The following is a 25420-nucleotide window of genomic DNA, read 5'->3' as shown; positions in this document are numbered from 1 at the left end:
TTAGAAAGCTAAAAACCAACCATTATGAAAAAACTGATTTTATTGCTTGCGGTTTTACTATCAATTACTGCTTGTAAAAACGATAAAAAAACAACTGCGGATGATCCAAGAGCTGAAGGAATGGAGCTAGACTCCACAGAAACTTCCAACGTAAAAGAAGTTGAAAAACCAAAGGAATATCCAGCACAACTTCAAGCGATGTTTACAGCGCACGGAGGTTTGAACCATTGGAAAAAAATGAACAACCTTTGTTTTGAGATGAAAGGAAAAAATGGAGAAGAAACCCACACAGTTTCACTGCCAGATAGAAAAACAAAAATTGAGTCCAAAGATTGGTCTATCGGTTATGACGGAAAGGGAGTTTGGCTTTTGAAACACGATTTGGGGTATGAAGGCAATCCTGTTTTTTACCATAATTTGATGTTCTATTTTTATGCAATGCCATTTATAATTTCAGACCCAGGGACCAATTATGAAACTGTGGCGCCTACCGAATTAGATGGGAAAATTTACAATGGCTATAAAGTTTCCTACAACAAAGGTGTGGGTGACTCGCCAGAAGATGAATACATTCTATATTTCGACCCAGAGACAAACAAGATGGCTTGGTTGGCCTATACTGTTACTTTTAAGGACCAAAAGAAAAGCGATGATTGGCATTATATAAAGTATGACAAATGGCAGGACGTAAACGGTCTGTTGCTTCCTGAAAAATTAGTTTGGTACAACATAGAAAATGGCAAGCCAAAAGGGAAAAAGATGGATGTTAAGTTTGATAAAATTACAGCAACAGAAACAATGCTTGATGCTTCGGTATTTGCAAAACCGGCTGAAGCAGAATATGTGAAATAGTAGTTAGTATTGGGAATTGAGTACTGAGTATTGAGTATTGAGTATTGAGAAAAAAAGCAATTTTTAAACTCACAAACTCACAAACTCACAAACTCACAAACTCACAAACTCACAATTTCAAAGCGTTTTGCCCTCATAATAATTTACAACCAAGGCCACCATATAATCATAACTCATGATTCCACGGCTTTGGTTGTTTGCCTTCAAAAAGGTATCCCAGAACATTTTTGAGAAATTCTCAAAGGGGTTTTGGTAGCTTTCCCAAAAGTCGCGCATTTCCTTATAGCTTTCCAGAATCCCAGGATTTATAGTTGTTAAGAGTTCTTGATATTTAGCTTCGTCACGTCGTGCCACTTCGTTTATTAAATATCGCAATGTAAAAATGTAGCCAGTATATTGCATATAAATGTCATCATTATGAAGTGTGGAAAGGGTGGCTATAAAATTAGCTTCATTTTCGGCGGCATAACCTATTTGGTGGGCTTCTTCGTGGCAAGCAACTGCAGGAAATTTATAGGTTTTCATTAAATTATTCACCTGTGCTTCACCTGAAAAAGGATTCAGATAGCCACTATAGCCCATATAGGTAAGCCCCAAACTCCATCCACTTTTTTTGATACTTCTTGGCGACAAAGCAAGCTGCGGAAATTCCTTTTCAAGATTTTTATAACCGTTCAAAGTTTTTTTGAACATTTCTTTTTGAGAGTAGGGCAGTTCAATTTTTACGCTATCAGCAAAACCAAGTTCGCGATGCATAGCGTTGCTTTTTTCTATGAAACGATTTGTGGTTTCCAAAAGCTGCTCTGTGGTATAATCATTATTTATATTTAAGGACTTATGTAGCGGAAGCCTATAATAATTAAAGCCCCAAAGCACATGGAACATAAAATAAACTACTGAAACGGCTGCAAGAATATCCACAAAAAAGCCCACTTGGTCGTTCTGCCGAAGCCTTTTCAAATTTTTATAAAGCCAGCGAATGGCTACGATTGCTATAAGTAGATAGAATAAATCACCTACCGAAAAAGGAACCCACCCAAAGATATAGCGGGAGATTTTTGAAATCCACGGATAAATACCCTGACTGTAATATTTCTCTACAAATTCTGGAAAATGCTTTAAAACTTGAAGTGCAATAATCTGCACTATAAGAAATAACGTGAGGAATGCGGATGTTCTTTTTTGCATAATCCAAACTTACGAAGGAATTCTTTCTCCACATAATTTTTATAGCGGATACAAAACCGTAATTTTGTGTTCCTAAAATTTTTAAAATATGAATGAAGCAATAAGAAACCTTGAACCCAAAGCGCTTTGGAACAAATTTGCAGACCTGAACGCCGTACCGCGTCCTTCAAAAAAAGAAGAACGCGTTATTGCGTTTATGAAAGACTTTGGGAAAAGTCTTGGTTTGGAAACCATGGAAGATGAAGTGGGAAACGTAATAATCCGAAAGCCAGCCACCAGAGGAATGGAAGACCGCAAAGTTGTGGTCCTTCAAAGCCATTTAGATATGGTTCACCAAAAAAATAACGATACCGATTTCAATTTTGACACACAGGGAATCGAAATGTATGTAGATGGAGATTGGGTGCGTGCAAAGGGAACTACTTTGGGAGCCGATAATGGTCTGGGCGTCGCCACAATAATGGCCATTCTTGAAAGCAACGAAATTGAACATCCTGCAATCGAAGCACTTTTTACGATAGATGAAGAAACTGGAATGACGGGTGCAAAAGGATTGAAAGGTGGTTTGCTGAAAGGCGATATTCTTTTAAATCTTGATACGGAAGAAGATGACGAAATTGGCGTGGGCTGTGCCGGTGGAGTGGATGTTACCGCAACCGGGACTTATAATGAAACCGAAGCACCAAAAAATTCAGCAAACTTTGCCATTAAAGTGAAAGGTTTGAACGGTGGCCACAGTGGAATGGACATCATTAAAGGTTTGGGTAATGCTAACAAACTGATGAACCGTTTGCTTTTCGCTACAAAGGATTTTATGCAATTGGCAAAACTTGAGGGCGGAAGTCTTCGCAATGCCATTCCTCGTGAAAGCGTGGCACACGTAGTGGTTTCTTCCGAAGAAAAATTTCTTGCTGCTTTTGAAAAGATGAAGAAGGATATTCTTTTAGAATACAAGTCTTTGGAATCCAAACTTTCCATTACTGCAGAAAAAAGCAATGAAACTTTCACGAAAGTAATGACCGATAAAGATCAAAGAAATTTTTTGAACGCTATGAATGCTGCGCACAACGGTGTTTACAGAATGAGCCCGGATATTGAAGATTTGGTGGAAACATCAAACAACATTTCAAAAGTTACAGTTGACAACGGAAATATAAAAATTGAAAATTTAACCCGAAGCTCTGTGGAATCTTCTAAAGAGGTGTTGGCAAACGCATTGACTTCTACCTTTGAACTTGCTGGTTACGAAGTTAAATTGGCTGGAGATTATCCAGGTTGGGCACCAAATATGGACAGTGCAATTCTGAAAGTTTTGGATAACCTTTACCAAAAAATGAATGGCGAAAAAGCAAATGTAGCCGCTTGCCACGCTGGCTTGGAATGTGGAATCTTAGGCCAAAATTATCCTGATATGGATATGATTTCTTTTGGACCGACTATTAAAGGAGCACACTCTCCCGATGAACGCGCCAGTATTTCCTCCGCTCAAAAATACTGGGATTTTGTAATGGAAATTTTAAAGAACATTCCAAAGAAATAAAAAGGAGAAAATAGAATAAAGCTCAAAAAAAAAAGAGGAACCAATTTAAAAACTGGTTCCTCTTTTTGTATTTAAGCTAGACTTAGATTATTGCGCTATTTCAACAATTTCTAAGTTGAAAATCAATTCAGAATCTGGAGGGATAACACCTGGAATTCCTCTTTTTCCATACGCCAAATGTGATGGAATAAAGATAGTGGCTTTATCACCTACCTTCATATTTAACAATCCTTCACGGAAACCTGGGATTAGCTGTGCTTCTGTGCTGTAATCCGTTGGTACCGGAACATATTGCTCGGCAGCTTTGCGCATTTCATCAACCATTTCAAACTTTTCTGCATTAGATAATATGTTGGAATCAAACATATGTCCATCAGCAAGGTAACCCGCATAGTTCATTAAAATTTTGTCACCTTCTTTTGGTTGTGGCCCTGTTCCTTTTTCAGTAAAATAGATTTTAACTCCTGAAGGAAGCGAATCTGCTTTTGCTCTGATGGCGTCAAGCTCTTTCAGTTGTTCAGCTGCTACTTTATTTATACGTTCTTCTTTTTCTTTCTTTTCTTTTTCAATCTTACCCATTTCTTCAGTGAAATAAGGAACTTTAATATTTCCTTTATTTATAATGTTCACTGATTGTATGATAACAGGCTCTTTTGGTTTGTCGCCAGGTTTTTCGGTTTCAAGGTTTCCGATTGAATCAACAACTTCTTGTCCAATTACAATTTCACCAAAAACAGTGTGGCGGCCGTCCAACCATGGTGTATCTTTCAAAGTGATAAAAAACTGGCTGCCATTAGTTCCAGGACCTGAGTTGGCCATTGCCAAAAGTCCTTTTTTGTTGAAGCGAATTGTATCAGTTATTTCATCAGGAAAAGCATAGCCAGGACTTCCTGTGCCATCGCCTTTTGGATCACCACCTTGAATCATGAAATCCTTGATAACACGGTGAAAGGTAAGTCCATCATAAAAACGTTTGCCTTTGTAGAGAGAATCTACCATTCCGTTGGTTCCTTCAGCAAGAGCCACGAAGTTTGAAACGGTAAGTGGCGCGCTTTCGTTTTTCAGTTTGGCAACAAAAGTTCCTTTATTGGTAATAAATTCAGCATATACGCCATCTTTAAGATCAGGATATTTTTCCTGACAAGACGCAAATGCAAGCGTAAGAGATAAAAATAAAAATGTTAGTTTTTTCATGTTTGTTAATTTAATTTTCGTTTGATTGTTCAATTGAGTGTAAAGTTACAGTGCTCTGCACCGGAATGTTGGAGCCGAGTTTTTCTTCAATCCCATAATAGCCATAAGCTTTATAGGAAGGAAAAAGAAAGGTTACTGTTTCGCCTTCTTTCATAAGTTTTATGCCTTCGCGAACACCAGAGATAAGGTCTTGGTTGCTTTGATCTACTTTGTAATGTTGCAGCCCGTTTTCTTTTTCTGAAAGAATCAAACTGCCGTTAAGATCTTTAATATCATAGGAAAATTTCACAACGTCGCCAAAATCTGGCATTTCGGTAGTTGCGGTATCACGTTTGTTGTAAAAATACCAAAATCCGTTTTCTGAAGAAATATAGTTATGTGTAGAGTCATTAGCAATGATTTCTCCGATGAAAATTTTCTCATCATCATAGATTTTTTTGTTCCTTTCTGCAGATTCCTTGATGAAAGTTCCTGAATGACTTTGCACTGGGGATCTTGCCTCAGGGCTTTTGCAGGAAATAATTACTGCCGAAAAAAACAAAAAATAAAACAGCTTATGAAGCATCTTTGAGTTCATTTTTATAACGGGGCAAGATACTAATAAATTCGTTTATGGTTTTGTTAAGGTCTTGCGAACTTTTTCCGCCGGCAGCATTAATGTGACCACCGCCGCTGTAATGGTTACGTGCAAAATCGTTCACAGAAAAGTTTCCTTTGCTTCTAAAAGAAATCTTCACAATGCTTTCCTGCTTATTTTCTATAAAAATTACGGCAAAAACAACTCCTTTTACTGAGAGGGCATAATTTACAAATCCTTCGGTATCGCCTTTTTTGAAGTTGTGGTCGTCCAGTTCTTTTTGTGTGAGGGTGATATAGGCCGTATACAATTCAGGAAGAATCACAAGATTGTTTAAGGCTACTCCCAAAAGTTTCATTCTTTCAGGACTGTTTGTGTCATAAACATTTTGGTTGACAATGGCGCTTTCGGCTCCAGCTTCAATCAATTTTGCTGCAACTCTATGAGTGGTTGGAGTAGTAGAGGAGAAGCGGAACGAACCTGTATCAGTCATTATTCCAGTGTAGAGATTTACCGCAATTTCCTTTGAAAGTTTTTCAGTTTGGCCCAATGCGTCCATAAAGTGAAAGACCATTTCAGAAGTAGAGCTCATTTTTACATCGCTGTATGTTGCCACCGCATAATCTGCAGGCTGTTGGTGGTGGTCTATCATGACAAATTTAGCAGAACAGTTTTCCAAAACCGTTTGCAGTTCGCCACCTACCCTGTCCAAGCTGTTGAAATCTAACGTAAACACTAAGTCTGAAGAATTTATAAGTTCTGTGCTTTTTTCTCTTTCCCTTTCGTGGACTATAATTTCTTCAACTCCGGGAAGCCATTTCAAAAAATCAGGAAAATCATTTGGCATAATTACAGTTGTAGTATGACCTAAACTTTTCAGAAAAAAAGAAAGTCCCAAGCATGAACCAACCGCGTCGCCATCTGGATTTTTATGGCCTACAATTACCACTTTTTGTGCCGAAGCGAGAAGTTTTTCAACGATTTGGGTAGTGTCTTCATTCATAGGGCGCGAAGATACAATAATTACAGATTATGAGTGAAATGGTTGCTAAAAGTAATTTTCTTCCAAATTAAGAAATCATTAAACATTCTGTAAATACTTGCTTTTCATTTTCAAATGGTTATTTTTGCCGAAATTTTAAAAAACACAATGAGAACAGACAGAACATTCACAATGTTAAAGCCAGATGCAGTTGAAAAAGGACACATCGGCGCCATTCTTGAAAAAATTAACGCTTCAGGTTTTAGAATCGTAGCGATGAAACTTACCCACATGACTACACAAGATGCGCAAGCATTTTACGCAGTGCACAGTGAGCGTCCTTTTTATGGCGAATTGGTAGAATATATGACTCGCGGTCCAATCGTTGCGGCTATTCTTGAAAAGGAAAACGCTGTTGAGGATTTCCGTACTTTAATTGGAGCTACCAACCCAGCTGATGCTGCTGAAGGTACTATCCGTAAATTATACGCAGCTTCTATCGGCGAAAACGCAGTTCACGGAAGTGATAGCGACGAAAATGCAGCTATTGAAGGTGCTTTTCATTTCGCGGGACGCGAAATGTTTTAAGCATTTACGAAATATTTAAATTGAAAACGCCTTCCGATCGGGAAGGCGTTTTTGTTTTTTATGAAGAGAATTTATTAACGAAGAACCAATTTTTTAATCAACTCCTTTCCCATTTCTTCATTCAGAAGTTTAATGATTTTTTCCTTTCCATAACTCAACTCTTCCCGCAAAACCGAAGATGAAAGTTGCACATAAAGTGTATCGCGATCTAATTTTATATCAGTCGTATATTTTGAAATAGCAGTACCCATAACCGAATCCCAAGCTTCTTTTGCGTTCACTTTATCAAGGCCTTTCTCCAAACGGTTGGCGCCGATAAACTCTTTTAAAGCATCGCCAATTGATATGTTTTCTGCGTGTCTTTTTGCCATTTTTTGATTGTGAATTTGTGAGTTTGTGAATCTGTGAGTTCGTTAACTTTTCTAAATATGTCACGCTGAGCGCAGTCGAAGTGCTACATCACTCTTTAAATTCAAATTTTTTGAATTTTGAATAGGTGTAAATTTTATTGTCCCTGTTTTTAACAGTTAACGTGCTATCTTTCGCTTCAATCACGGTTTCCTTCCATTCGTCAAACGGGGTTTTGTAATACATCCGCAAGCTGTCTTCCTCAATTTTTAAAGTAAAATTTTCTGAAACGCCATTGGTTGTAAAAGTACCATCAAACTTTGGTGAAACTTTTGTGCGAGTACCGCTGTCACTTTTCACTTCAATATAATCCACAACGGTGTTCATGTCAAAATTCTTTTTTTCGCCATCGGGCATTTTTACAGTTTTAATTTCCCAATAGCCGCTGAGGTTTTGTTTTTGTGCCTCGGGATTTGGTTTTTCGCAACCCGAAAAAATAAAACTTGTTAGGAGTATATAAAAGTAGAATTTCATAAAGGAAACATTTTATAAGTCTGATGCACTTTCTTAATTACTTCTTCAGTACGTTCGGCGTGTGTGTCGCTAATAAAAAGCTGTCCGAAGTTTTCATTGTCCACTAAAGAAATTAAATGAGTAACACGCGTTTCGTCCAATTTATCAAAAATATCATCCAATAGCAAAATCGGGTTTGTTTTTGAATGGTTTTTTATAAAATCAAACTGCGCCAATTTTAAAGCGATAAGATACGATTTTTGTTGGCCTTGCGAGCCAAATTTTTTGATTGGATGACCGTCAATTTCAAAAACCAAATCGTCTTTGTGTATTCCGAAGTTGGTGTATTGGGTGATTTTATCTTTCGTAATATTTTTTTGAAGTAGCGTCAACAAATCATTTTCCTGCAATTGGCTTTCATAAACCAAATTGATGCTCTCCTCACCGCTGCTGATGGATTTGTAACGATTTAAAAATATTGGCAGAAACTCCTCCAAAAAAGCAGTCCGTTTTCCGAAGATTGAAGTCCCAAAATTGTGAAGTTGCTCGTTGTAAATATCAATCGTGTCTTGACTGAAAGTGTTGTTCGCCACAAAATATTTCAACAACGAATTGCGCTGTGCCAGCACTTTGTTGTATTTAATAAGCGTATTCAAATAATCTGAATCGCGTTGCGAAATAACACCATCCACAAATTTTCTTCGTGTATCGCTTCCTTCAATAATCAAATCCCGGTCTGCGGGTGAAATGATGACCAACGGCAGAAATCCTATGTGCTCACTAAATTTTTCGTAGGCTTTCCCATTTCGTTTTATGATTTTTTTCTGTCCTTTTTTTGCACTTACCACAATTTTTTCGTCAGCTTCTCTTTTCTCATAAAAACCTTCCACCACAAAAAATTCTTCCCCGTGTTTTATATTCTGGGTAGTAATTGGGTTAAAGTAACTTTTTCCGAAGGAAAGATGGTAGATTGCATCGAGCACATTGGTCTTTCCCACACCATTATTTCCCACAAAACAATTTATTTTTGGGTCGAATTCGAAGGTTTCGGCTTCAAAATTTTTATAGTTTAATAAAGATAGTTTTTGTAAAATCATAAGAATTAATGGGTTGCGCTTCAGTATGTTTTCTGAAAAGGAAGAATAACCGCTTTGCAAATTATTAAAAAATAAGAAATATTTATCCTTTCAAATTCCATTTAAAATTTTATTTTTGCGCCACTATAACCTAAAACTATGGCAACGTACAACAAACGCGGAGGCAAACCAAAAAACAAAGCTGAAAAAGAATCTCAGCTAGAAGAAAACAGCACAACTGCAGAAGTATTCAACACGCTGGACGAAGGCGCGTCTAGAACTGAGGCTTGGGTAGAAAAAAACCAAAAACCTATCTTAGGTTTTATAATAGTTGTGGCAGTTTGTGTTTTGGGATACTTTGCATACGATCAATACATCAAAGGTCCAAAAGAAACTGAAGCAATGAATGAAATGTTCCAAGCTCAGAGCTATTGGGAACAAGCTTTGACTGCTCCGGCAAAAGATTCACTTTACAACCTTTCACTGCAAGGTGGTGAAGGAAAGTACGGTTTCATTGATATTATTGAAAATTACGGTGGAACAAAAGCTGCAAACCTTGCACATTACTACGCTGGAATGGCTTATTTGAACACCAACAAATATCAGGAAGCTATTGCACAGTTGGATAAATTCAGCAGCGATGATGATATTTTGGCGCCTTTGGCAAAAGGAGCAATTGGTGATGCTTTTGTACAATTAGGACAGAACGAAGATGCTTTGAAGTATTACGAAGAAGCAGCATCAATGCGAACCAACGATTTCACAACGCCACGATTTCTTTTGAAAGCTGGAATTGCCGCAATGTCTTTAAATCAAAATGATAAGGCATTGGCACATTTCAAAAAAATAGCTGACGATTATCCAAAAGCAACTGAAGCCGTAAAAGCAGAAATTTATACAGGCCGCGCGGAAGCAATGAATAAATAAAATGGCTACAGCAAATACAAATTTATCGGCTTACGATAAAACCACAATCCCAAACGCGAAGAACTTTCGGTTTGGGATTGTTGTTTCAGAGTGGAATCACAACATAACCGAAGGTATGTTCCAAGGCGCTTTTGATGCTTTAAAAGATTGCGGCGCTATCAATGAAAACATCGTTCGTTGGAATGTTCCAGGTAGTTTTGAACTTATCTTCGGATGTAAGCAAATGACGCAAAGCTATGATATGCTTGATGCGGTTATTGCAATTGGAAGCGTTATTCAAGGTGAGACGAAACACTTCGATTATGTATGTGAAGCTGTTGCACAAGGAATTAAGGACTTAAATGTTCACGGTAATATTCCCGTTATTTTCTGCGTGTTGACAGACAACAATATGCAACAATCAATAGACCGAAGCGGTGGCAAACACGGCAACAAAGGCACCGAAGCCGCAATTGCCGCAATAAAAATGGCGCAACTTCGGAAAGACTCAAAGTTTTAATATTCAAATTTCGCCACTGCCAACTACTGAACACTTCATTGGTACGGTAATTGTTCAAAAATACCTGTTAAATTCTGAATTCATAATTCTGAATTCCTAATTGAAATAAGTAACTTTGAAGCACGACAATTATGGGACTAATAAGCAAAAGAAAAAACAAAAAGTACAGTTACCAACCACGGCATTTTGAGCATGATGGTGAAAGTAGCCCTTTTTCAATAGGCCATAAATTTGACCAATTCCGAACCACGGTTGGCGATAACAAAGGTTTGAAAGGAAAATTTAAAACCGCTTGGGCAGATTTAAGACAAACTTCTGATAGAAAAGCAAACCGAAGGCTAATTGTGATTATTGCGATACTCGTGCTTCTTTTCCTATTTATTATTGAATTCGATTTATCTATTTTCTACGCATAAATTTTAATGGCAGACATTATTCAGTTATTACCGGATCACGTTGCAAACCAGATTGCAGCTGGTGAAGTTGTGCAACGGCCCGCCTCGGTAGTGAAGGAATTACTTGAAAACGCCATTGATGCAAAAGCAACATCCGTCACTCTTGTAATTAAAGATGCCGGAAAAACACTCGTTCAAGTTACCGACAACGGAATTGGAATGAGCGTCACCGATGCACGTTTAAGTTTTGAGCGCCACGCCACTTCAAAAATCAAATCGGCTGAAGATCTCTTTAATCTTCACACTAAAGGTTTTCGTGGCGAGGCTTTGGCTTCTATTGCAGCAATTGCTCATGTTGAGTTGAAAACCAAAACTGAAGATTCCGAGATTGGTACACATTTAACTATTGAAGGTAGCAAAGTTATTTCACAGGATCCTGCAGTAGTTCCGAAGGGAACGACAATTTCAGTAAAAAATCTTTTTTACAACATTCCTGCCCGTCGAAATTTTCTCAAAAGCAATCCTGTGGAAACCCGTCATATTATTGATGAATTCCACCGTGTGGCTTTGGCGCATCCAAACGTAGCGTTTCAAATGCTTCACAACGGGAGCGATGTTTTCAATCTTCCTTCTTCAAATTCTCGCCAACGGATTGTAAATATTTTCGGAAGTAAAACCAATGAAAAACTGGTTCCCGTAAGCGAAGAAACCGAAATCTTAAAAATTGAAGGATTCGTTTTAAAACCTGAATTCGGAAAAAAGAGCAGGGGAGAGCAGTTTTTTTTTGTTAATGACCGTTTTATAAAAAGCTCTTATCTGCATCACGCAGTAGCGTCAGCGTTTGAAGGCTTGATGAAAAACGATATTCACCCTGGCTATTTTCTCTTTTTGGAAGTAGATCCGCATTCCATAGATATCAACATCCATCCCACAAAAACCGAAATTAAATTTGATGACGAGCATTCCATTTATGCAATGCTTCGCGCTACGATAAAACACAGTTTGGGGCAATTCAATATTGCGCCAGTGCTTGATTTTGAAAGGGACAAAGGTTTTGATACGCCGTACGATTATAGCAAAAAGCAACCCACGGCACCTTCCATAGAAGTGGATCGGGATTTTAATCCATTTAAAGAAAAGCCCAAACAGGGAAATATAAACTTTCCTTTTAAAAGAGAACAGCCAGCTTCGTGGGAATCACTTTATGTTGGGTTGAAAGATGAAAGTTCCGCAGTTTCAAACTTGGGCGATATTGAATTTGAAAGTGAAGAAGTAACTGGAAGTCTTTTTGATACTTCCGAAGCTGAAACTGGACAAACCACCTTCCAGCTTCAAAATAAATACATCGTGAGCCCGCTGAAAAACGGAATGATGATTATTCATCAAAATCTTGCGCATCAAAGGATTCTTTACGAAGAATTATTAAAGAACATTACAGTAAAAGAAGCTGTTAGCCAACAATTATTGTTTCCGCTTCAATTGCATTTTTCAAAACCTGATTTGGAAATTATTGAAAAAATCCGTGAGCAATTGGAACACACAGGTTTTATTTTTTCTGAGTTGAAAGACGAAACTATTGAGATTAGCGGAATTCCAGTGTTGATACTAGAAAGCCATGTTGTAAATTTGCTCAACCAATTGGTGCACGACATAAAAGAAGAAGTGCCCGATACCGGTTTCAGCCAAAACGATATGCTGGCAAAGTCAATGGCCGCAAGTATGGCAATAAAAACGGGCGTTTCATTGAACAAAGAAGAACGCGAACATTTAATAAACCAACTCTTTGCTTGCAAAGAACCAACAGTGAGTCCGACCAATAAACCAGTTTTCACAGCACTTGACGTGAGTGATCTGGACAAAAAATTTATGTAAATGGGAAGAATAACCGATACCGTAAAATTTCTTTTAATACTGAATGTGCTCTTTTTTATTGGGTCACAATTTTTAAACGGGGTTGCTGAGCGTCTTTTTGCTTTGTATTATTTTGAAAATCCCGGTTTTCAGTATTGGCAGCCATTGACTTCTATGTTTATGCATGCCAATTTTTTCCACATACTTTTTAATATGTATGCGTTGTGGGCTTTTGGTTCCCCTTTGGAAATGCGCTGGGGGCAAAAAAAGTTTCTATTCTTTTATTTTTCTGCGGGACTTGGTTCGGCCTTGATTTATACGTTGGTAAACTATTATCAATTGCACAGCGGAATGGACGCATTGATGAATGCTGGAATGAACCATGAACAAATAATGGATCTTTTGAATACCGGAAAATATAACACCTCAATATTGGATTTTGTTTCTCAAGACACCATACAAAGCATGTATAATACCTATAATGGTGTCGCGCTTGGTGCTTCGGGTGCTGTTTATGGGGTTTTGGTAGCTTTCGGAATGATGTTCCCAAATGTAGAATTAATGTTGATATTCTTACCGATTCCAATAAAAGCAAAATACTTTATTCCTGGAATTATTGTGCTCGATTTGGTTTTCGGAATAACCGGAACGCAAACGGGCATAGCACATTTTGCGCATATTGGCGGTGCCCTTTTTGGATTCATAATGGCTTGGTACTGGCGAAAAAACAGTTTTGATAACCATCGCTGGAATTAACTATGGCAGCACCCAATCTTGCATATCAATATAAAACGGCCAATGTGCTTATAAAGCTCATAGTCATCAATGCAGCTGTGTTTTTGGTTGTGTATTTGGCTTCTTTTTTCTTAAGTATGAGCCCACAGTATTTATCGCGCTGGTTTGTTTTAAGCGATAATTTTGATACAATTTTGTTCCGTCCGTGGACATTGATAACTTACGGATTCCTTCATTTTGGGTTCTTACATATTTTGTTCAACATGCTTTGGTTGTATTGGTTTGGGCAGTTTGTTTTAAATCTATTCACCGGAAAACGATTGTTGACTGTTTATTTACTCGGTGCACTTTTTGGCGGATTGCTATTTGTTTTAGCTTACAACCTCTTTCCGGTTTTTGCTGAAAACCGCGGCTTTTTGATTGGTGCCTCTGGAGCAGTAACCGCTATAATGATCTTCATTGCAACTTATACGCCCAATACAGAAGTACGTATTTTTACGTTCACCATAAAACTTTGGCAAATTGCGCTGTTTCTTTTTCTTTTTGATTTGGTACGCATTCCAACATCTGGGAATGCGGGCGGATTGATGGCGCACGTTGGCGGTGCTCTTTTTGGATATGTATATGCAATTCAGCTTGCAAAAGGAAATGACATTGGCAAATGGTTTGAAAATTTTATGGATTGGATAGCTAATCTTTTTAAGCCACGCACCAAAAAACCTTTCAGAAAAGTACATCGTACAACACATTCTTCGCCCCAGCGTTCTAAACCCAAAGAAACAAAATCTGACCATCAAAAAAAGGTTGATGGTATTTTGGATAAAATAGGCAAAAGCGGCTATGAAAGTCTTACCAAAGATGAAAAAGACTTTTTGTTTAAAGCCGGAAAAGAAGACTAACCAATGCGGAAACTTGTCAACAAATTTTTATACTGGGGCAATATGCTCACGGCATTTCTTTTGCTTATTTCCTTTATTTTGCCCTATTTGCCGCCCAAAAACTTTCCTACACTTTCGTTGTTAAGCTTGGTGGTTTCCCTTCTAATAATTGTAAATATTTTTTTTGCAATTTACTGGGCCATACAGTTTAGGAGAAGATTTTTCGTGTCGTTTACGGTTCTTTTAATTTCCTATTTCTACTTTAATGTTTTTTACGAAGTCTCCTCAGAAGGTGATGCTTCACAGTATAAAAATACCCTGAACGTTTTATCATATAACGTTCGGCTTTTCAATGCTTATGAAAAAAATCCCGAGACGGATGCTTCAAAAATAATTTCAGAAATACTTACTGAGGAAAACCCTGATGTGGTTTTTGTTCAAGAATATTATAAACCCAACAAAATTGATTTTTCTGCCTTTCCCTATAAATACGTACACTTTAAGTCTGAAAAAGCGAAATTGGGGCATGCTTTTTTTTCAAAATATCCCCTTGTGAACACTGGTGCCTTTGATTTTGAAGAAACCTATAACAATACACTTTACGCCGATGTTGTGAAGGGAACTGATACCATTAGAATTTACAATGTGCATTTGCAGTCGCTCGGCATCATTCCACGGGTAAGTTTTTTACAGGATAGCGACAACGAAAAACTTCGGAAACGTGTTTCTAAAGCGTTTGAAAAACAACAAGGCCAAGTGGAAGCCATTTTGGAACACAAACAAAAAACCAAGCACCCTGTAATTATTTGTGGTGATTTCAACAATACGCCATTTTCATTCAGCTATCGAAAATTGAAAGATGGAATGCAGGACGCTTTCCGTGAGCGTGGAAATGGTTTGGGGACTACTTTTAAGTTTGAAAAATTCCCAATGCGGATTGATTATATTTTTGCTTCTGAAGGATTGGAGGTTATTTCTTTCGAGTCCATGGAGAAAACTTTTTCAGACCATTATCCAGTTAGAGCTACCGTTGGCTGGTAATTGCAATTAGCAATGAACAATTCTTATTCTAATTTTCAACAATCAACAATCAACAATCAACAATCAACAATCAACAATCAACAATCAACCATCAACCATCACCCCAAAGATTGCCTTTCCAAATAATTTAAAGCATTTGGCCCTTCATTGAAAAGTAAATCCAAGACCGAAAGATTCGGTAAAAAAGGATGATTTGCTTCGTGAACTTGCGTATATACTTCCGCTTCAAAATTCGACTTTCTTTTTGCATCAATCAAAATCCGCAGATCGGTGATTTCAGGTTTTTTTTCAAAAGCAACAGTTTTTGAAACTTCAACTTCAATCCCAATCAGTTCGCACAACAAATCGAATATTTTAAGATTGTGTTCCATCAAATTTCCAACGGGCTCTGTAAATAGAGGTTTTAAATCGTCTTCGTAATATTCAAAAAAAGGAGAGGTGCGATAAGCACTTTGTAAACTCTTCCAATGTTGTTCCTGCCACGGAAAATCATTTTCAACAATCACATCTTTTGTTTTTCTGCGCTTCCCCGTGTGTTTTATTGGAATGTTCAACAAAAGCCTGCCGTTGCTGTGCGCAATAAATGTTCGGTTTCGGTAGGTTTGCTTTTGGTAATTATCTTCCGCTTCAAAAACCACTTTTTCAGCCTGTGCCACAGCCGCCATCTGTTCAATGGAAGGAAAATAGGAGGGATGGAGCAGGATTGTTTTCATTTCAATTTTATTGATTTCAAAAATAGGAAAGAAGTGCGAGATACGAAATACGAGATACGAGATACGAAATTAAAGTCGATGAGTTTAGCATTACCTACGTTTTTCTAAACTTCTAAACTTCTAAACTTCTAAACTTCTAAACTCATAAACTCATAAACTCACAAACCCATCGACTATTAATTAAAACTTGAAACCTGCAACCCTTTTCCCTACATTTGTATAAACCTTTAAAATATGCTCATAATTGGCATCGCCGGCGGCACCGGAAGCGGGAAAACCACAGTAGTAGATCAAATAGTTACAGAACTTCCCGTGGATGAAGTTTGTGTTATTTCACAGGATTCCTATTATCACGACACCAGTGATTTATCTATGGATGAACGCAAAAAAATAAATTTTGACCATCCCAAAGCAATAGATTTTGATTTATTGGTGAGTCATTTAAAAGAACTTCGGAAAGGAAATTCCTTTGAGCAACCTGTATATTCCTTCGTGGAGCACAACAGAACTGGAGAAACAATCACTACCTTTCCAAAGAAAGTAATAATTGTTGAAGGCATTTTGATCCTGGCGCATCCCGATATTCGCGATATGTTCGATATTAAAATTTTCGTGCACGCGGATAGTGACGAACGCTTAATACGTAGGTTAAAGCGAGACATCGCCACGCGCGGCCGCGATTTGGAAGAAGTTTTAAACCGTTACCAAACAACGCTGAAGCCAATGCACCAACAGTTCATAGAGCCAACCAAGGAATTTGCGGACATCATAATTCCCACAAACAGATACAACACCGTGGCGGTTGACGTAATCCGCAGCATCATTCATCAAAAAATAAGCTATACTGAATCATGAGTTTTTCAGAGTTTAGAAAGAAAAAATGGGTTAGGTTTATAAGCAATAAATACGTGCTTATTCTTATCCTTTTTATTACATGGATGATTTTTTTTGACACCAATTCATACCTTATACATAGAGAATTAGAGGGCGAAATTGATGCCCTGGAAGACAACACAGAGTTTTATCAAAAGGAAATAGATCATGATAAAAGCTTCATAAAAAAAATGGAGGATAGCAACCAGATGGAAAAATTTGCCCGTGAGAAATATTACCTAAAAAAAGAAAACGAAGACATTTATATAATTGAGCACGAAGACAGCATCAAGAAAAAAGAAGAAAAGCGATGAGCAAATTTTTATTTGAGGGTTTTGATGAAGTTTCCGCAAAGCAATGGAAACAGCAGATTCAGTTCGACCTAAAAGGGGCGGATTACAATGAAACGCTAGTTTGGAAAAGTCCCGAAGGCATTAATGTAAAACCGTTTTATCACGAAGACGATTTTAAGGAAGATTTCCAGCCCATTCCCGGTCAGCCGGAAAGTTGGAAAATTGCCCAAAAGATCTTTATTGATGACGAAAAAATAGCAAACAGTATTGCCTTGAATGCTTCGGAAAGAGGTGCTGAGGCGATAATTTTTACCGCTGCCGAAGATTTTGAACCACGAAATGTTTTTAAGGATTTCCCGTTTGAAACCGTTTCAATTTATTTCAACTTATCATTCCTATCCGAAGCTTTTTACAACAAACTCATCAAATTCTTTTCAGAAAAAAAAGCGACCGTTTTTTACAATATAGATTTAATAGGAAATCTAGTCCGAACCGGAAATTGGTTTAACAATTTGAAAAAAGATCATGAAATGCTTGATTCCCTTTTTCAAAAATATCCTTCCGAAAACCTTCTTTCAGTTGATGCAACCTTATACCAAAACGCAGGTGCCAACATAGTGCAACAATTAGCCTACGCCTTAGCACATGCTAACGAATATTTAAACCACATTGTGAGTGAAACTAAGCAATCTTTAAGTTTAACCTTCAACCTCGCAACCGGCCCAAACTACTTCTTCGAAATAGCGAAAATCCGCGCCCTCCGAAAACTTTATGCAACCTTGGCTAACGAATACGGCATAAATGAAACTTGCCATATAATAGCAACGCCTTCAAAACGCAATAAAACCCTTTACGATTACAACGTAAACCTACTCCGAAGTACCACCGAATGCATGAGCGCAGTTTTAGGCGGCGCAGATACAGTTTGCAATATGCCTTATGACGCACTCTACCATAAAAGCAACGAATTTGGCGAACGCATTTCCCGCAACCAATTGCTTATTTTAAAGCATGAAAGCTATTTTGATACCGTAAGCAATCCGGCGGACGGAACGTATTATATTGAAAGCCTAACGGATGAACTTGCCGAAAAAGCGCTTCAACTTTTCAAGGAAATAGAAAAAGGCGGCGGTTTTCTTCAACAATTAAAGGAAGGAACTATTCAAAAGAAAATAAAGGAAAGTGCCGAAAAGGAACAAAAACAATTTGACAGTGGCGAACTGAAACTTTTGGGAACCAATTACCACCCAAACAAAAACGACCGAATGAAAAACGATTTGGAACTTTTTCCTTTCGTAAAACACAATCCCGTAAAAACACTAATTGCCCCGATTATTGAAAAAAGAATATCTGAAATCACTGAACAGGAACGCTTAAATCAAGAATCATGAACAATCAAGTATTAGGAACCGTTTTAGGAATCATCTTTGTCGTCCTCGGCTTAGCGCTGCTCACTCGTTACAAAACGTTATCAACACACAAATATTTCCGCGTCCTTATTGTGTTTGTATCAATATTGCTAATTTGTTTTGGAATATTTATGGGTTGGGAAAGCATTGAAAAAATATGGATAGGAGAAATTTAGAACATATAGAATTGAAAAATTCTGAAGAAGAAAGGCCGAATACAGAAGCAGAAAAATTCACAACGGCTGAAAACATTGAGGTTAAGAAGAATTACAGCAATGAAGATATTGCAGATCTTAAACACCTAAACTTCGTAGCCGGAATTACACCAAACCTTCGCGGACCATACTCCACTATGTACGTCCGCCATCCGTGGACTATTCGCCAATATGCAGGTTTTTCAACGGCTGAAGATAGCAACGCCTTTTACAGACGTAATCTCGCGGCAGGCCAAAAAGGGCTTTCCGTGGCTTTTGATCTTGCAACCCATCGCGGTTACGACAGCGACCACGAAAGGGTAGAGGGCGATGTGGGGAAAGCAGGCGTAGCGATTGATAGCGTAGAGGATATGAAAATCCTTTTCGACCAAATTCCGTTGGACAAGATGAGCGTTTCCATGACGATGAACGGCGCCGTGCTTCCCATTATGGCGTTCTACATTGTCGCTGCTGAAGAGCAGGGCGTTTCGCCAAAAGATTTGGCAGGAACTATTCAGAATGACATTCTAAAGGAATTCATGGTGCGCAATACGTATATCTATCCGCCAACGCCTTCCATGAAAATAATCAGCGATATTTTTGAATTCACTTCGAAAAACATGCCCAAGTTCAACAGCATTTCCATCTCCGGCTACCATATGCAGGAAGCGGGCGCTACCGCGGATATTGAACTTGCATATACCCTTGCAGATGGTTTGGAATACATCCGCACAGGAATAAAGGCAGGAATGGATATTGATACTTTTGCACCGAGACTTTCCTTTTTCTGGGCAATCGGGATGAACCACTTTATGGAAATTGCAAAAATGCGTGCCGCCCGTATGCTTTGGGCAAAGATTGTAAAACAGTTCAACCCCAAAAGCGAAAAATCTCTAGCATTAAGAACTCACTGCCAAACAAGCGGTTGGAGCCTTACTGAACAAGACCCTTTCAACAACGTAGCAAGAACGGCCATTGAAGCTGCCGCAGCAGTTTTTGGTGGAACGCAATCCTTGCACACAAACGCTTTGGATGAAGCAATTGCACTACCAACCGATTTCTCCGCACGAATCGCCAGAAATACCCAGATTTTCCTCCAGACCGAAACCCAAATCACCAAAACGGTTGATCCTTGGGCGGGAAGTTATTATGTGGAAAACCTTACCAACGAAATCGCCAACAAAGCTTGGGCGCTAATAGAGGAGGTAGAAGAACTCGGTGGAATGACCAAAGCCATTGAGGCAGGCATTCCCAAACTGCGCATAGAGGAAGCCTCTGCACGTAAGCAGGCACGTATTGATAGCGGACAGGACATCATAGTAGGCGTAAACAAATACCGTCTTGAAAAGGAAGACCCGCTGCAAATTCTGGACGTGGACAATCAAAAAGTTCGCACCTCGCAGATTGAACGCCTAAACAATATAAAAGCAACCCGCGACACCAAAAAGGTAGAAAAGGCACTGGCAGATATTACAGAATGCGCCCGCACAGGTCAAGGAAATTTATTAGCTTTAGCCGTAGAAGCTGCCCGCCACAGGGCAACCTTAGGCGAAATCTCTACCGCAATGGAAAAGGAATTCGGGAGGTATAAAGCACAAATTAGATCTTTTAGCGGCGTGTACAGTAAAGAAATAAAGAAAGACGAAAGTTTTGAAAAAGCAAGACAAATGGCAGACCAGTTCGCAGAGCTGGAAGGCCGTCGTCCACGTATTATGATTGCCAAAATGGGGCAGGACGGTCACGACCGCGGCGCCAAAGTAGTAGCTACAGGCTATGCCGATGTAGGTTTTGACGTGGACATAGGCCCACTCTTCCAAACCCCAGCCGAAGCCGCCAAACAAGCAGTGGAAAACGACGTGCATATTCTGGGTGTTTCCTCCCTTGCCGCAGGGCACAAAACCTTAGTGCCACAAGTAATAGAAGCCCTAAAAAAGTATGGCCGCGAAGATATTATGGTCATCGTGGGCGGTGTAATACCCGCGCAGGACTACCAATACCTTTTTGATGCTGGCGCCGTTGCGGTTTATGGCCCGGGCACTCGTATTAGTGATGCGGCTATTGAGATGTTGGGGGTTTTGATTGAGGGGGTGGAATAGATTTTTCTATATTAATATAATAAATCATTCATATATTAGTGAATTATAATAACTAAATAACCAATTATTACTAATGGAAACTTTTTACTTTGGAAGACTTAATTATAAAAGCAAATATGATCTATTTGAATTATTAAACTACGGTAACAAATTCAGAGATAAAAATTCCAATACTCAATATGGTATTTTTTCTATAGAAACTATTGAGGATAAAGATCTTGGAGTAGTTTTTTCAGGAGAATTAGTAAAATATCAGGACATTAAAGAAGAACCGGTTGTTAAGGATGATATTTTGACGATTGAATATATTAGAGATTATATTCAGGGTAGAGCAAGATTTTTTTTAATAGAAAAAAACCATCTAATAGCATATAATCCTTATGGAAATATAATAAGTCCTAAACGATTTTGTGAAGCTTTTTCAGGTGTAATAATTGGTGCAGACGATACTTTTAACGTTGATTCTTTAATTTATCCAATAAATCAGGAGTATGAGTTTATGAATTTTCTTCAGAAGATGAGAAGTTTAAATAAACTCACTTTAAAATTAACCCCGTCAAATCCAAACAGTAGAGATTTATGGAAAGACATTGATGAAAGGTTAAATAATATGCACGTGAAAGTTTATACTGAAGAAATGCAAGCCATGGATAATGAAAGTATTGTTGTTGATGAGATTACAGAAAGTAAAATAAAAATGGCTCAAGATGGGTATGGAAAAGCAAAAGGAGAAGGGAAGGACGAAGATGGTAATGAGGTAACAATAAGTACTGAAGAAAGTGAATCCATAATGAAAAAGAAAATAGAAAATAATCTTATGGTACGCGAACAATTTTTTTCTTTAAAGAATGTTTTTGAAAAGATCTTAAGAAGATTTAATAATAAATGAAGTTTTTTCACACATATATTTTTTCTTTTGATACTATTATATCTTTAATATTATCAATATTAAGTATTTGTTTTTTGCCCAACTGGGTTGGAGGTGACTTAATAAAGGATTTATTGGGAATGGGTATTGGAGTGTTATCACTTATATTTTCAATTTTCTTTGCCGCTTTGGCATTTATTATTAGCGCTAGTGACGATGAATTTGTAGAATTTTTGGAAAATGATGGTTTATTTTCTCGACTTATAAACACATTTAAATGGACAGTAGGAAGCTTGTTTTTTGCACTTCTTTATTCTATTATATTATATGTAATTTCCTCATTTAGAATGTCTTTGAACACCTCATTTGAAATGAGTGAATGGTTTTTAGGCTTATTCTCTTTCATGTTTTTTTATAGTTTGATAGCTACAATGTTATCAACTAATGATGCAATAAAATATTCGAAAACACGCATAAAATATATTAAGAATAAACGGCTAAATAAATAATTCCCCCGCTAGCGCGAACGTCCCGCTCGTGCCACCAAAAAAGATAATCCCTAAATAATACATTTGCCGCGTCAAGTGTCACTTCCTCAAAACCTCCTTCAGTAAATCTAGTTGCAATTTTAGGTCGCGATTTTCGGTTTCTAGTTGTGCAATGCGGTCGTTAGCACTTGCGCCTGGGGGCAGATTGGTGGTGTAGTCGGCAGGAAGTCGGGCAGCCAAATCAGCAAAAAAGTTGTGTTTAAGCACAGTGCATAAATGCCACACTATCCGTAGCTGCAGGCTAGCGCGCTTGTCGTATTTATAAACGCCGGTACGATTCTTATTCATTTTTCTAGCTAAGCCTGCACTGCTAATGTGTTTTTTGTATAGTACTTGCTGGAGCAGCTTGCCCATATGGGGCGCTGGTGTTTCAGAGTTTGTGGTCATAGCGGTAAAATTGAAGGATTTGTTTATTTTCTATTGATAGTTGTTGGTTATCTATACCTTGATGTCTATATTTTATATATAAATATACGTTTTTTATATATAATAGTATGTTGTTTAACGTATAAAAATATGTTCTATAACGTATATAGATATGTTATAGAACACATATTTATATATATTCAAACGTATATAGGTATGTTGTTTGACGTATAAATGTGTATTATCTAACGTATATTAATGCGTATTAAAGGTATACAGGTTTATTAATTACCTATTCTTGTCTATATTTTGACTACTAAATTGATAAAATAATTATTCTTGCTCGCTCCCGCGGGCGTCCCGCTCGTGTCCGCACAACTCTATTAAGACCTTTAATGCTATTTGTCAAAATACTAAATGTTAAAACGCCACGTTATTTTCATACTACAACTTAAACCAAATAGTATATGAAAACAGCCCATCTTTTCCTATCCATTTTTGCTTTGTCGCAACTCTTCACAGCTTGTTCATCAGACGATGATAACAGCCAGCAACAAGAAGAAACCATTCAATTAGACCCAGTAATTACAGCTGCAAAAATCACCTATTTAGGAATACCAGAAGATCCTAATTTAGGTGTCGTTAAATCTATTTATACTACTACTATAAATGACAATAAAAAGCAATTGATGATTAGAGAATTTTTCCGTGATGATATAAGTTATGGCATTACTACCCAAGAGATATATGAATTTAATGCATCTGGTACGGTTGCTGTATTTTCAAGGGAAGAAGTAAATGGTCAAATAGTGCGCGAATATTTTTATGATAACCAGCTAAGATTGGTTGGCGCAAGTTTGGGTTCTGAAACGCCCCATAGGTATTTTAGATTTCCACATATTTCAGAAAACATCATTTATTTTGAGGAAATTTCGTTGCCCTATAACGATCCAAACACTGAGGTTAGAAGAAGGTATATAATGGAATTTGATGAAAACGACAATATCATTAAAGCCGGAAAAGATTTTGATTTTGATGGGAATATGGATAGTATAAACAGTTTTCAGTATGATAACAACAACAATTTAATTTCTGGACAAATGGCGTCTGGCGAAACATTTTCAGTAGCCTATTCCTCAATAATTGATACAGAACAATATTTGCAGGACAAAACATTTGGAAAGAAAATGAATAGAATATTGTGTGGAGAATGGTTTGGAGGAACTTCCACCCACTATTTCAATGATGGGGCTCAATCATTTAACGTAACCCTTGAAGAAAGCCAACAAAATACCTTTGAAACCTTAAGCAATAATTTTTACTTTAAAAAAATAAAAAGTGAAGTCACCAACTCAAATCTAGAAGAAACATACACATTTGAATATACATTTCAATAGATTACCTTTTTGCTTTTACACTTGCTGCCTCGAATGTTATATTTGAGGCAGTTTTTTTATAATGTGCATTATCGGGAGTTCCGTTAGTGATTATAAAATTACGTTTCACGACCCACCTAAATCTTCCTGAAATATTTCGTTATCTTTGATTGGCCATCAACAATAAACCATCAACCCTCAACCAAAAAATGAACGAGTCGCATCGCATACAAACCCTTTTCACAGACCTATATCACGGTCATCCGTGGCTTGACGTTACCCTGCAGGACACACTTTCGCAAATCACCCCAGAGCAAGCCGCCCAACGCCCCATAAAAAACGGCAATACCATTTGGGAAATAGTAAACCACATAATTTCTTGGCGTGAAAACGTACTGAAAAGAGTACAAGGCGAAGTCATCCAAACGCCTTCAAACAATTATATAGTAAAAATAGAAGATGATTCAGATGAAGCGTGGCGCCAAACCCTCGAAGCTTTGGAAACTACACAAAAGGAATGGCTTTATTTTCTCAGCACTTTTAACGAAGCAGATTTCATAAACGAATACCCAGTTAACAAACTCACCTATTATCAGCACATCCACGGCATCATCCAGCACGACGCCTATCACTTGGGACAAATAGTGCTTTTGGCAAAAATGGTAAAATATTAAAAGGAAATGCTTCAAACGGTAATACACTACAGCCTGCATTTTCTGGTTCCGGGCTTGATTGCGTATGTTTTTTTCAGAAAGGAATGGAAGAAGGCTTGGCTAATTATGCTCGCCACTATGGTGGTAGATTTGGATCATCTTTTAGCAACCCCAATTTTTGAAAACCACCGTTGCAGCATCAATTTTCATCCATTGCACACCTATTGGGCAATGGCAGTTTATGTAGTGTTGTTGTTTTTTAAAAAGACAAGAATAATAGCAGTAGGTTTATTATTTCATATGTTAACAGACTTCATAGATTGCCAATGGTAGAAAACCCTCTTCGCTCTTCGCTTTTCGCTAATTCCTATCGATGATGATACGGTTCATTCCGAAGAATAGTAAACCCACGATAAAGTTGTTCAACAAAAAATAGTCGAACCATTTGGTGTGAAAAGGTCATTGAGGAAAGTGAAACCTTTCCATTGGCACGATCATAAACAGCTTCACTAAACCCATACGGCCCACCAATAACAAAGATGAGGTTCTTCAACCCACTATTCATTTTCTTCTGAAGAAACTCCGCAAACCCTTCCGAAGTATAAGTTTTTCCCTTTTCATCAAGCAGAATCAAAACATCAGCAGTAGAAGTTCGTTTCAAAATTTCTTCCCCTTCGGCCTGCTTTTGAAGTGCTTCTGAAAGATTTTTGGAGTTCTTCACATCAGGAATTACCTCCATTTCAAAAGAAATATAAAAACCGAGACGCTTGGTGTAGTCATCCATCAAGGTTTGCAGCTGCTTGTTGTCAGTTTTGCCAATGGCGAGAAGTGTAATTTTCATTAAAAA

At 37.8% G+C, this 25420-nt stretch carries 29 protein-coding genes; 19 read left to right on the top strand and 10 right to left on the bottom strand.

Annotation, left to right across the window (positions count from 1 at the left end; genetic code table 11):
- Positions 1–24 precede the first annotated feature (24 nt).
- A complete protein-coding gene (locus Q2U82_RS15275; protein WP_410005670.1) occupies positions 25–852 on the top strand; it encodes a DUF6503 family protein in 828 nt (275 codons plus the stop codon).
- Between the two features lie 117 nt (positions 853–969).
- Here the strand turns inward: Q2U82_RS15275 and Q2U82_RS15270 are convergent, their stop codons facing one another.
- The gene (locus Q2U82_RS15270; protein ID WP_410005669.1) at positions 970–2040 is read right to left on the bottom strand and encodes a DUF3810 domain-containing protein; all 1071 of its coding nucleotides are present in this window, start codon (positions 2038–2040) and stop codon (positions 970–972) included.
- A gap of 88 nt (positions 2041–2128) precedes the next feature.
- Between Q2U82_RS15270 and Q2U82_RS15265 the strand changes: the two genes are divergently transcribed.
- The gene (locus Q2U82_RS15265) at positions 2129–3580 is read left to right on the top strand and encodes an aminoacyl-histidine dipeptidase (RefSeq protein WP_410005668.1); all 1452 of its coding nucleotides are present in this window, start codon (positions 2129–2131) and stop codon (positions 3578–3580) included.
- A gap of 87 nt (positions 3581–3667) precedes the next feature.
- Here the strand turns inward: Q2U82_RS15265 and Q2U82_RS15260 are convergent, their stop codons facing one another.
- The 3 genes from Q2U82_RS15260 to Q2U82_RS15250 are packed head-to-tail and all read right to left on the bottom strand — an operon-like array spanning position 3668 to position 6354.
- Positions 3668–4774: a peptidylprolyl isomerase gene (locus tag Q2U82_RS15260; protein ID WP_410005667.1), complete on the bottom strand. Its 1107-nt coding sequence runs from the start codon at positions 4772–4774 to the stop codon at positions 3668–3670.
- Positions 4775–4784: 10 nt separating this feature from the next.
- Positions 4785–5339: a gliding motility-associated peptidyl-prolyl isomerase GldI gene (gldI, locus tag Q2U82_RS15255; RefSeq protein WP_410005666.1), complete on the bottom strand. Its 555-nt coding sequence runs from the start codon at positions 5337–5339 to the stop codon at positions 4785–4787.
- The gene (locus Q2U82_RS15250) at positions 5329–6354 is read right to left on the bottom strand and encodes a DHH family phosphoesterase (protein ID WP_410005665.1); all 1026 of its coding nucleotides are present in this window, start codon (positions 6352–6354) and stop codon (positions 5329–5331) included. Before Q2U82_RS15250 ends, gldI begins: the two co-directional genes overlap by 11 nt.
- 147 nt (positions 6355–6501) lie before the next feature.
- Here Q2U82_RS15250 and Q2U82_RS15245 point away from each other — a divergent pair, with 147 nt between their 5' ends.
- Positions 6502–6921 (top strand): nucleoside-diphosphate kinase, encoded by a 420-nt coding sequence (locus Q2U82_RS15245; RefSeq protein ID WP_062620831.1) that lies wholly within the window; start codon positions 6502–6504, stop codon positions 6919–6921.
- Positions 6922–6995: 74 nt separating this feature from the next.
- Here Q2U82_RS15245 and Q2U82_RS15240 read toward each other — a convergent pair whose 3' ends face one another.
- From Q2U82_RS15240 to recF, 3 genes are all read right to left on the bottom strand, one after another.
- Positions 6996–7292: a DUF721 domain-containing protein gene (locus tag Q2U82_RS15240; RefSeq protein ID WP_410005664.1), complete on the bottom strand. Its 297-nt coding sequence runs from the start codon at positions 7290–7292 to the stop codon at positions 6996–6998.
- A gap of 88 nt (positions 7293–7380) precedes the next feature.
- Positions 7381–7803 (bottom strand): lipocalin family protein, encoded by a 423-nt coding sequence (locus tag Q2U82_RS15235; protein WP_410005663.1) that lies wholly within the window; start codon positions 7801–7803, stop codon positions 7381–7383.
- Positions 7800–8879: a DNA replication/repair protein RecF gene (recF, locus tag Q2U82_RS15230; protein WP_410005662.1), complete on the bottom strand. Its 1080-nt coding sequence runs from the start codon at positions 8877–8879 to the stop codon at positions 7800–7802. The genes Q2U82_RS15235 and recF overlap by 4 nt, the downstream gene beginning before the upstream one ends.
- Before the next feature lie 138 nt (positions 8880–9017).
- Between recF and Q2U82_RS15225 the strand changes: the two genes are divergently transcribed.
- From Q2U82_RS15225 to Q2U82_RS15195, 7 genes are all read left to right on the top strand, one after another.
- Entirely contained in the window at positions 9018–9785 is a 768-nt protein-coding gene (locus Q2U82_RS15225) for a tetratricopeptide repeat protein (RefSeq protein ID WP_410005661.1), read from the top strand.
- Between the two features lies 1 nt (position 9786).
- Positions 9787–10284: a 6,7-dimethyl-8-ribityllumazine synthase gene (gene ribH, locus Q2U82_RS15220; protein WP_410005660.1), complete on the top strand. Its 498-nt coding sequence runs from the start codon at positions 9787–9789 to the stop codon at positions 10282–10284.
- A gap of 131 nt (positions 10285–10415) precedes the next feature.
- On the top strand, positions 10416–10700 hold the full coding sequence (locus tag Q2U82_RS15215; protein WP_410005659.1) for a riboflavin synthase subunit beta: 285 nt from the start codon (positions 10416–10418) through the stop codon (positions 10698–10700).
- Between the two features lie 6 nt (positions 10701–10706).
- Positions 10707–12551 carry a DNA mismatch repair endonuclease MutL gene (mutL, locus tag Q2U82_RS15210; protein ID WP_410005658.1) on the top strand — a complete coding sequence of 615 codons (1845 nt, stop codon included), beginning with the start codon at positions 10707–10709 and terminating at the stop codon, positions 12549–12551.
- Positions 12552–13286, top strand: a complete 735-nt coding sequence (locus Q2U82_RS15205) for a rhomboid family intramembrane serine protease (protein WP_410005657.1) — start codon at positions 12552–12554, stop codon at positions 13284–13286.
- 2 nt (positions 13287–13288) lie between these two features.
- On the top strand, positions 13289–14164 hold the full coding sequence (locus Q2U82_RS15200) for a rhomboid family intramembrane serine protease (protein ID WP_410005656.1): 876 nt from the start codon (positions 13289–13291) through the stop codon (positions 14162–14164).
- A gap of 3 nt (positions 14165–14167) precedes the next feature.
- Positions 14168–15184, top strand: coding sequence for an endonuclease/exonuclease/phosphatase family protein (locus Q2U82_RS15195; RefSeq protein ID WP_410005655.1), 1017 nt, complete (start codon positions 14168–14170; stop codon positions 15182–15184).
- A 98-nt stretch (positions 15185–15282) separates the two neighbouring features.
- On the opposite strand, the gene Q2U82_RS15190 is transcribed toward Q2U82_RS15195, so the two are convergent.
- Positions 15283–15897, bottom strand: coding sequence for a WbqC family protein (locus tag Q2U82_RS15190; protein ID WP_410005654.1), 615 nt, complete (start codon positions 15895–15897; stop codon positions 15283–15285).
- Positions 15898–16131: 234 nt separating this feature from the next.
- Between Q2U82_RS15190 and udk the strand changes: the two genes are divergently transcribed.
- The 6 genes from udk (at position 16132) to Q2U82_RS15160 (ending at position 22139) form a co-directional block, all read left to right on the top strand.
- On the top strand, positions 16132–16752 hold the full coding sequence (gene udk, locus Q2U82_RS15185; protein ID WP_410005653.1) for a uridine kinase: 621 nt from the start codon (positions 16132–16134) through the stop codon (positions 16750–16752).
- A complete protein-coding gene (locus Q2U82_RS15180; protein ID WP_410005652.1) occupies positions 16749–17084 on the top strand; it encodes an FtsB family cell division protein in 336 nt (111 codons plus the stop codon). The genes udk and Q2U82_RS15180 overlap by 4 nt, the downstream gene beginning before the upstream one ends.
- A complete protein-coding gene (locus Q2U82_RS15175) occupies positions 17081–18454 on the top strand; it encodes a methylmalonyl-CoA mutase subunit beta (protein ID WP_410005651.1) in 1374 nt (457 codons plus the stop codon). The genes Q2U82_RS15180 and Q2U82_RS15175 overlap by 4 nt, the downstream gene beginning before the upstream one ends.
- A gap of 175 nt (positions 18455–18629) precedes the next feature.
- The gene (gene scpA / locus Q2U82_RS15170) at positions 18630–20762 is read left to right on the top strand and encodes a methylmalonyl-CoA mutase (protein WP_410005650.1); all 2133 of its coding nucleotides are present in this window, start codon (positions 18630–18632) and stop codon (positions 20760–20762) included.
- Positions 20763–20835: 73 nt separating this feature from the next.
- A complete protein-coding gene (locus Q2U82_RS15165) occupies positions 20836–21651 on the top strand; it encodes a DUF4747 family protein (protein ID WP_410005649.1) in 816 nt (271 codons plus the stop codon).
- Positions 21648–22139, top strand: coding sequence for a hypothetical protein (locus tag Q2U82_RS15160; RefSeq protein ID WP_410005648.1), 492 nt, complete (start codon positions 21648–21650; stop codon positions 22137–22139). The genes Q2U82_RS15165 and Q2U82_RS15160 overlap by 4 nt, the downstream gene beginning before the upstream one ends.
- A 78-nt stretch (positions 22140–22217) precedes the next feature.
- On the opposite strand, the gene Q2U82_RS15155 is transcribed toward Q2U82_RS15160, so the two are convergent.
- On the bottom strand, positions 22218–22565 hold the full coding sequence (locus Q2U82_RS15155) for a hypothetical protein (RefSeq protein WP_410005647.1): 348 nt from the start codon (positions 22563–22565) through the stop codon (positions 22218–22220).
- Between the two features lie 446 nt (positions 22566–23011).
- Between Q2U82_RS15155 and Q2U82_RS15150 the strand changes: the two genes are divergently transcribed.
- The 3 genes from Q2U82_RS15150 to Q2U82_RS15140 all read left to right on the top strand — a co-directional run bounded on the left by Q2U82_RS15150 (position 23012) and on the right by Q2U82_RS15140 (position 24906).
- Positions 23012–23941, top strand: a complete 930-nt coding sequence (locus tag Q2U82_RS15150) for a hypothetical protein (protein ID WP_410005646.1) — start codon at positions 23012–23014, stop codon at positions 23939–23941.
- 188 nt (positions 23942–24129) lie between these two features.
- A complete protein-coding gene (locus tag Q2U82_RS15145) occupies positions 24130–24594 on the top strand; it encodes a DinB family protein (RefSeq protein WP_410005645.1) in 465 nt (154 codons plus the stop codon).
- A gap of 6 nt (positions 24595–24600) precedes the next feature.
- Positions 24601–24906 (top strand): DUF6122 family protein, encoded by a 306-nt coding sequence (locus Q2U82_RS15140; protein ID WP_410005644.1) that lies wholly within the window; start codon positions 24601–24603, stop codon positions 24904–24906.
- Positions 24907–24940: 34 nt separating this feature from the next.
- Here the strand turns inward: Q2U82_RS15140 and rlmH are convergent, their stop codons facing one another.
- On the bottom strand, positions 24941–25414 hold the full coding sequence (gene rlmH, locus Q2U82_RS15135) for a 23S rRNA (pseudouridine(1915)-N(3))-methyltransferase RlmH (protein WP_410005643.1): 474 nt from the start codon (positions 25412–25414) through the stop codon (positions 24941–24943).
- Positions 25415–25420: the final 6 nt, after the last annotated feature.

Source organism: Aequorivita nionensis (assembly GCF_046352995.1).
GTDB classification, from domain to species: domain Bacteria; phylum Bacteroidota; class Bacteroidia; order Flavobacteriales; family Flavobacteriaceae; genus Aequorivita; species Aequorivita nionensis.
Note: the sequence above shows the minus strand (reverse complement) of the source record. Positions and strands in the feature narration are given on the sequence as shown.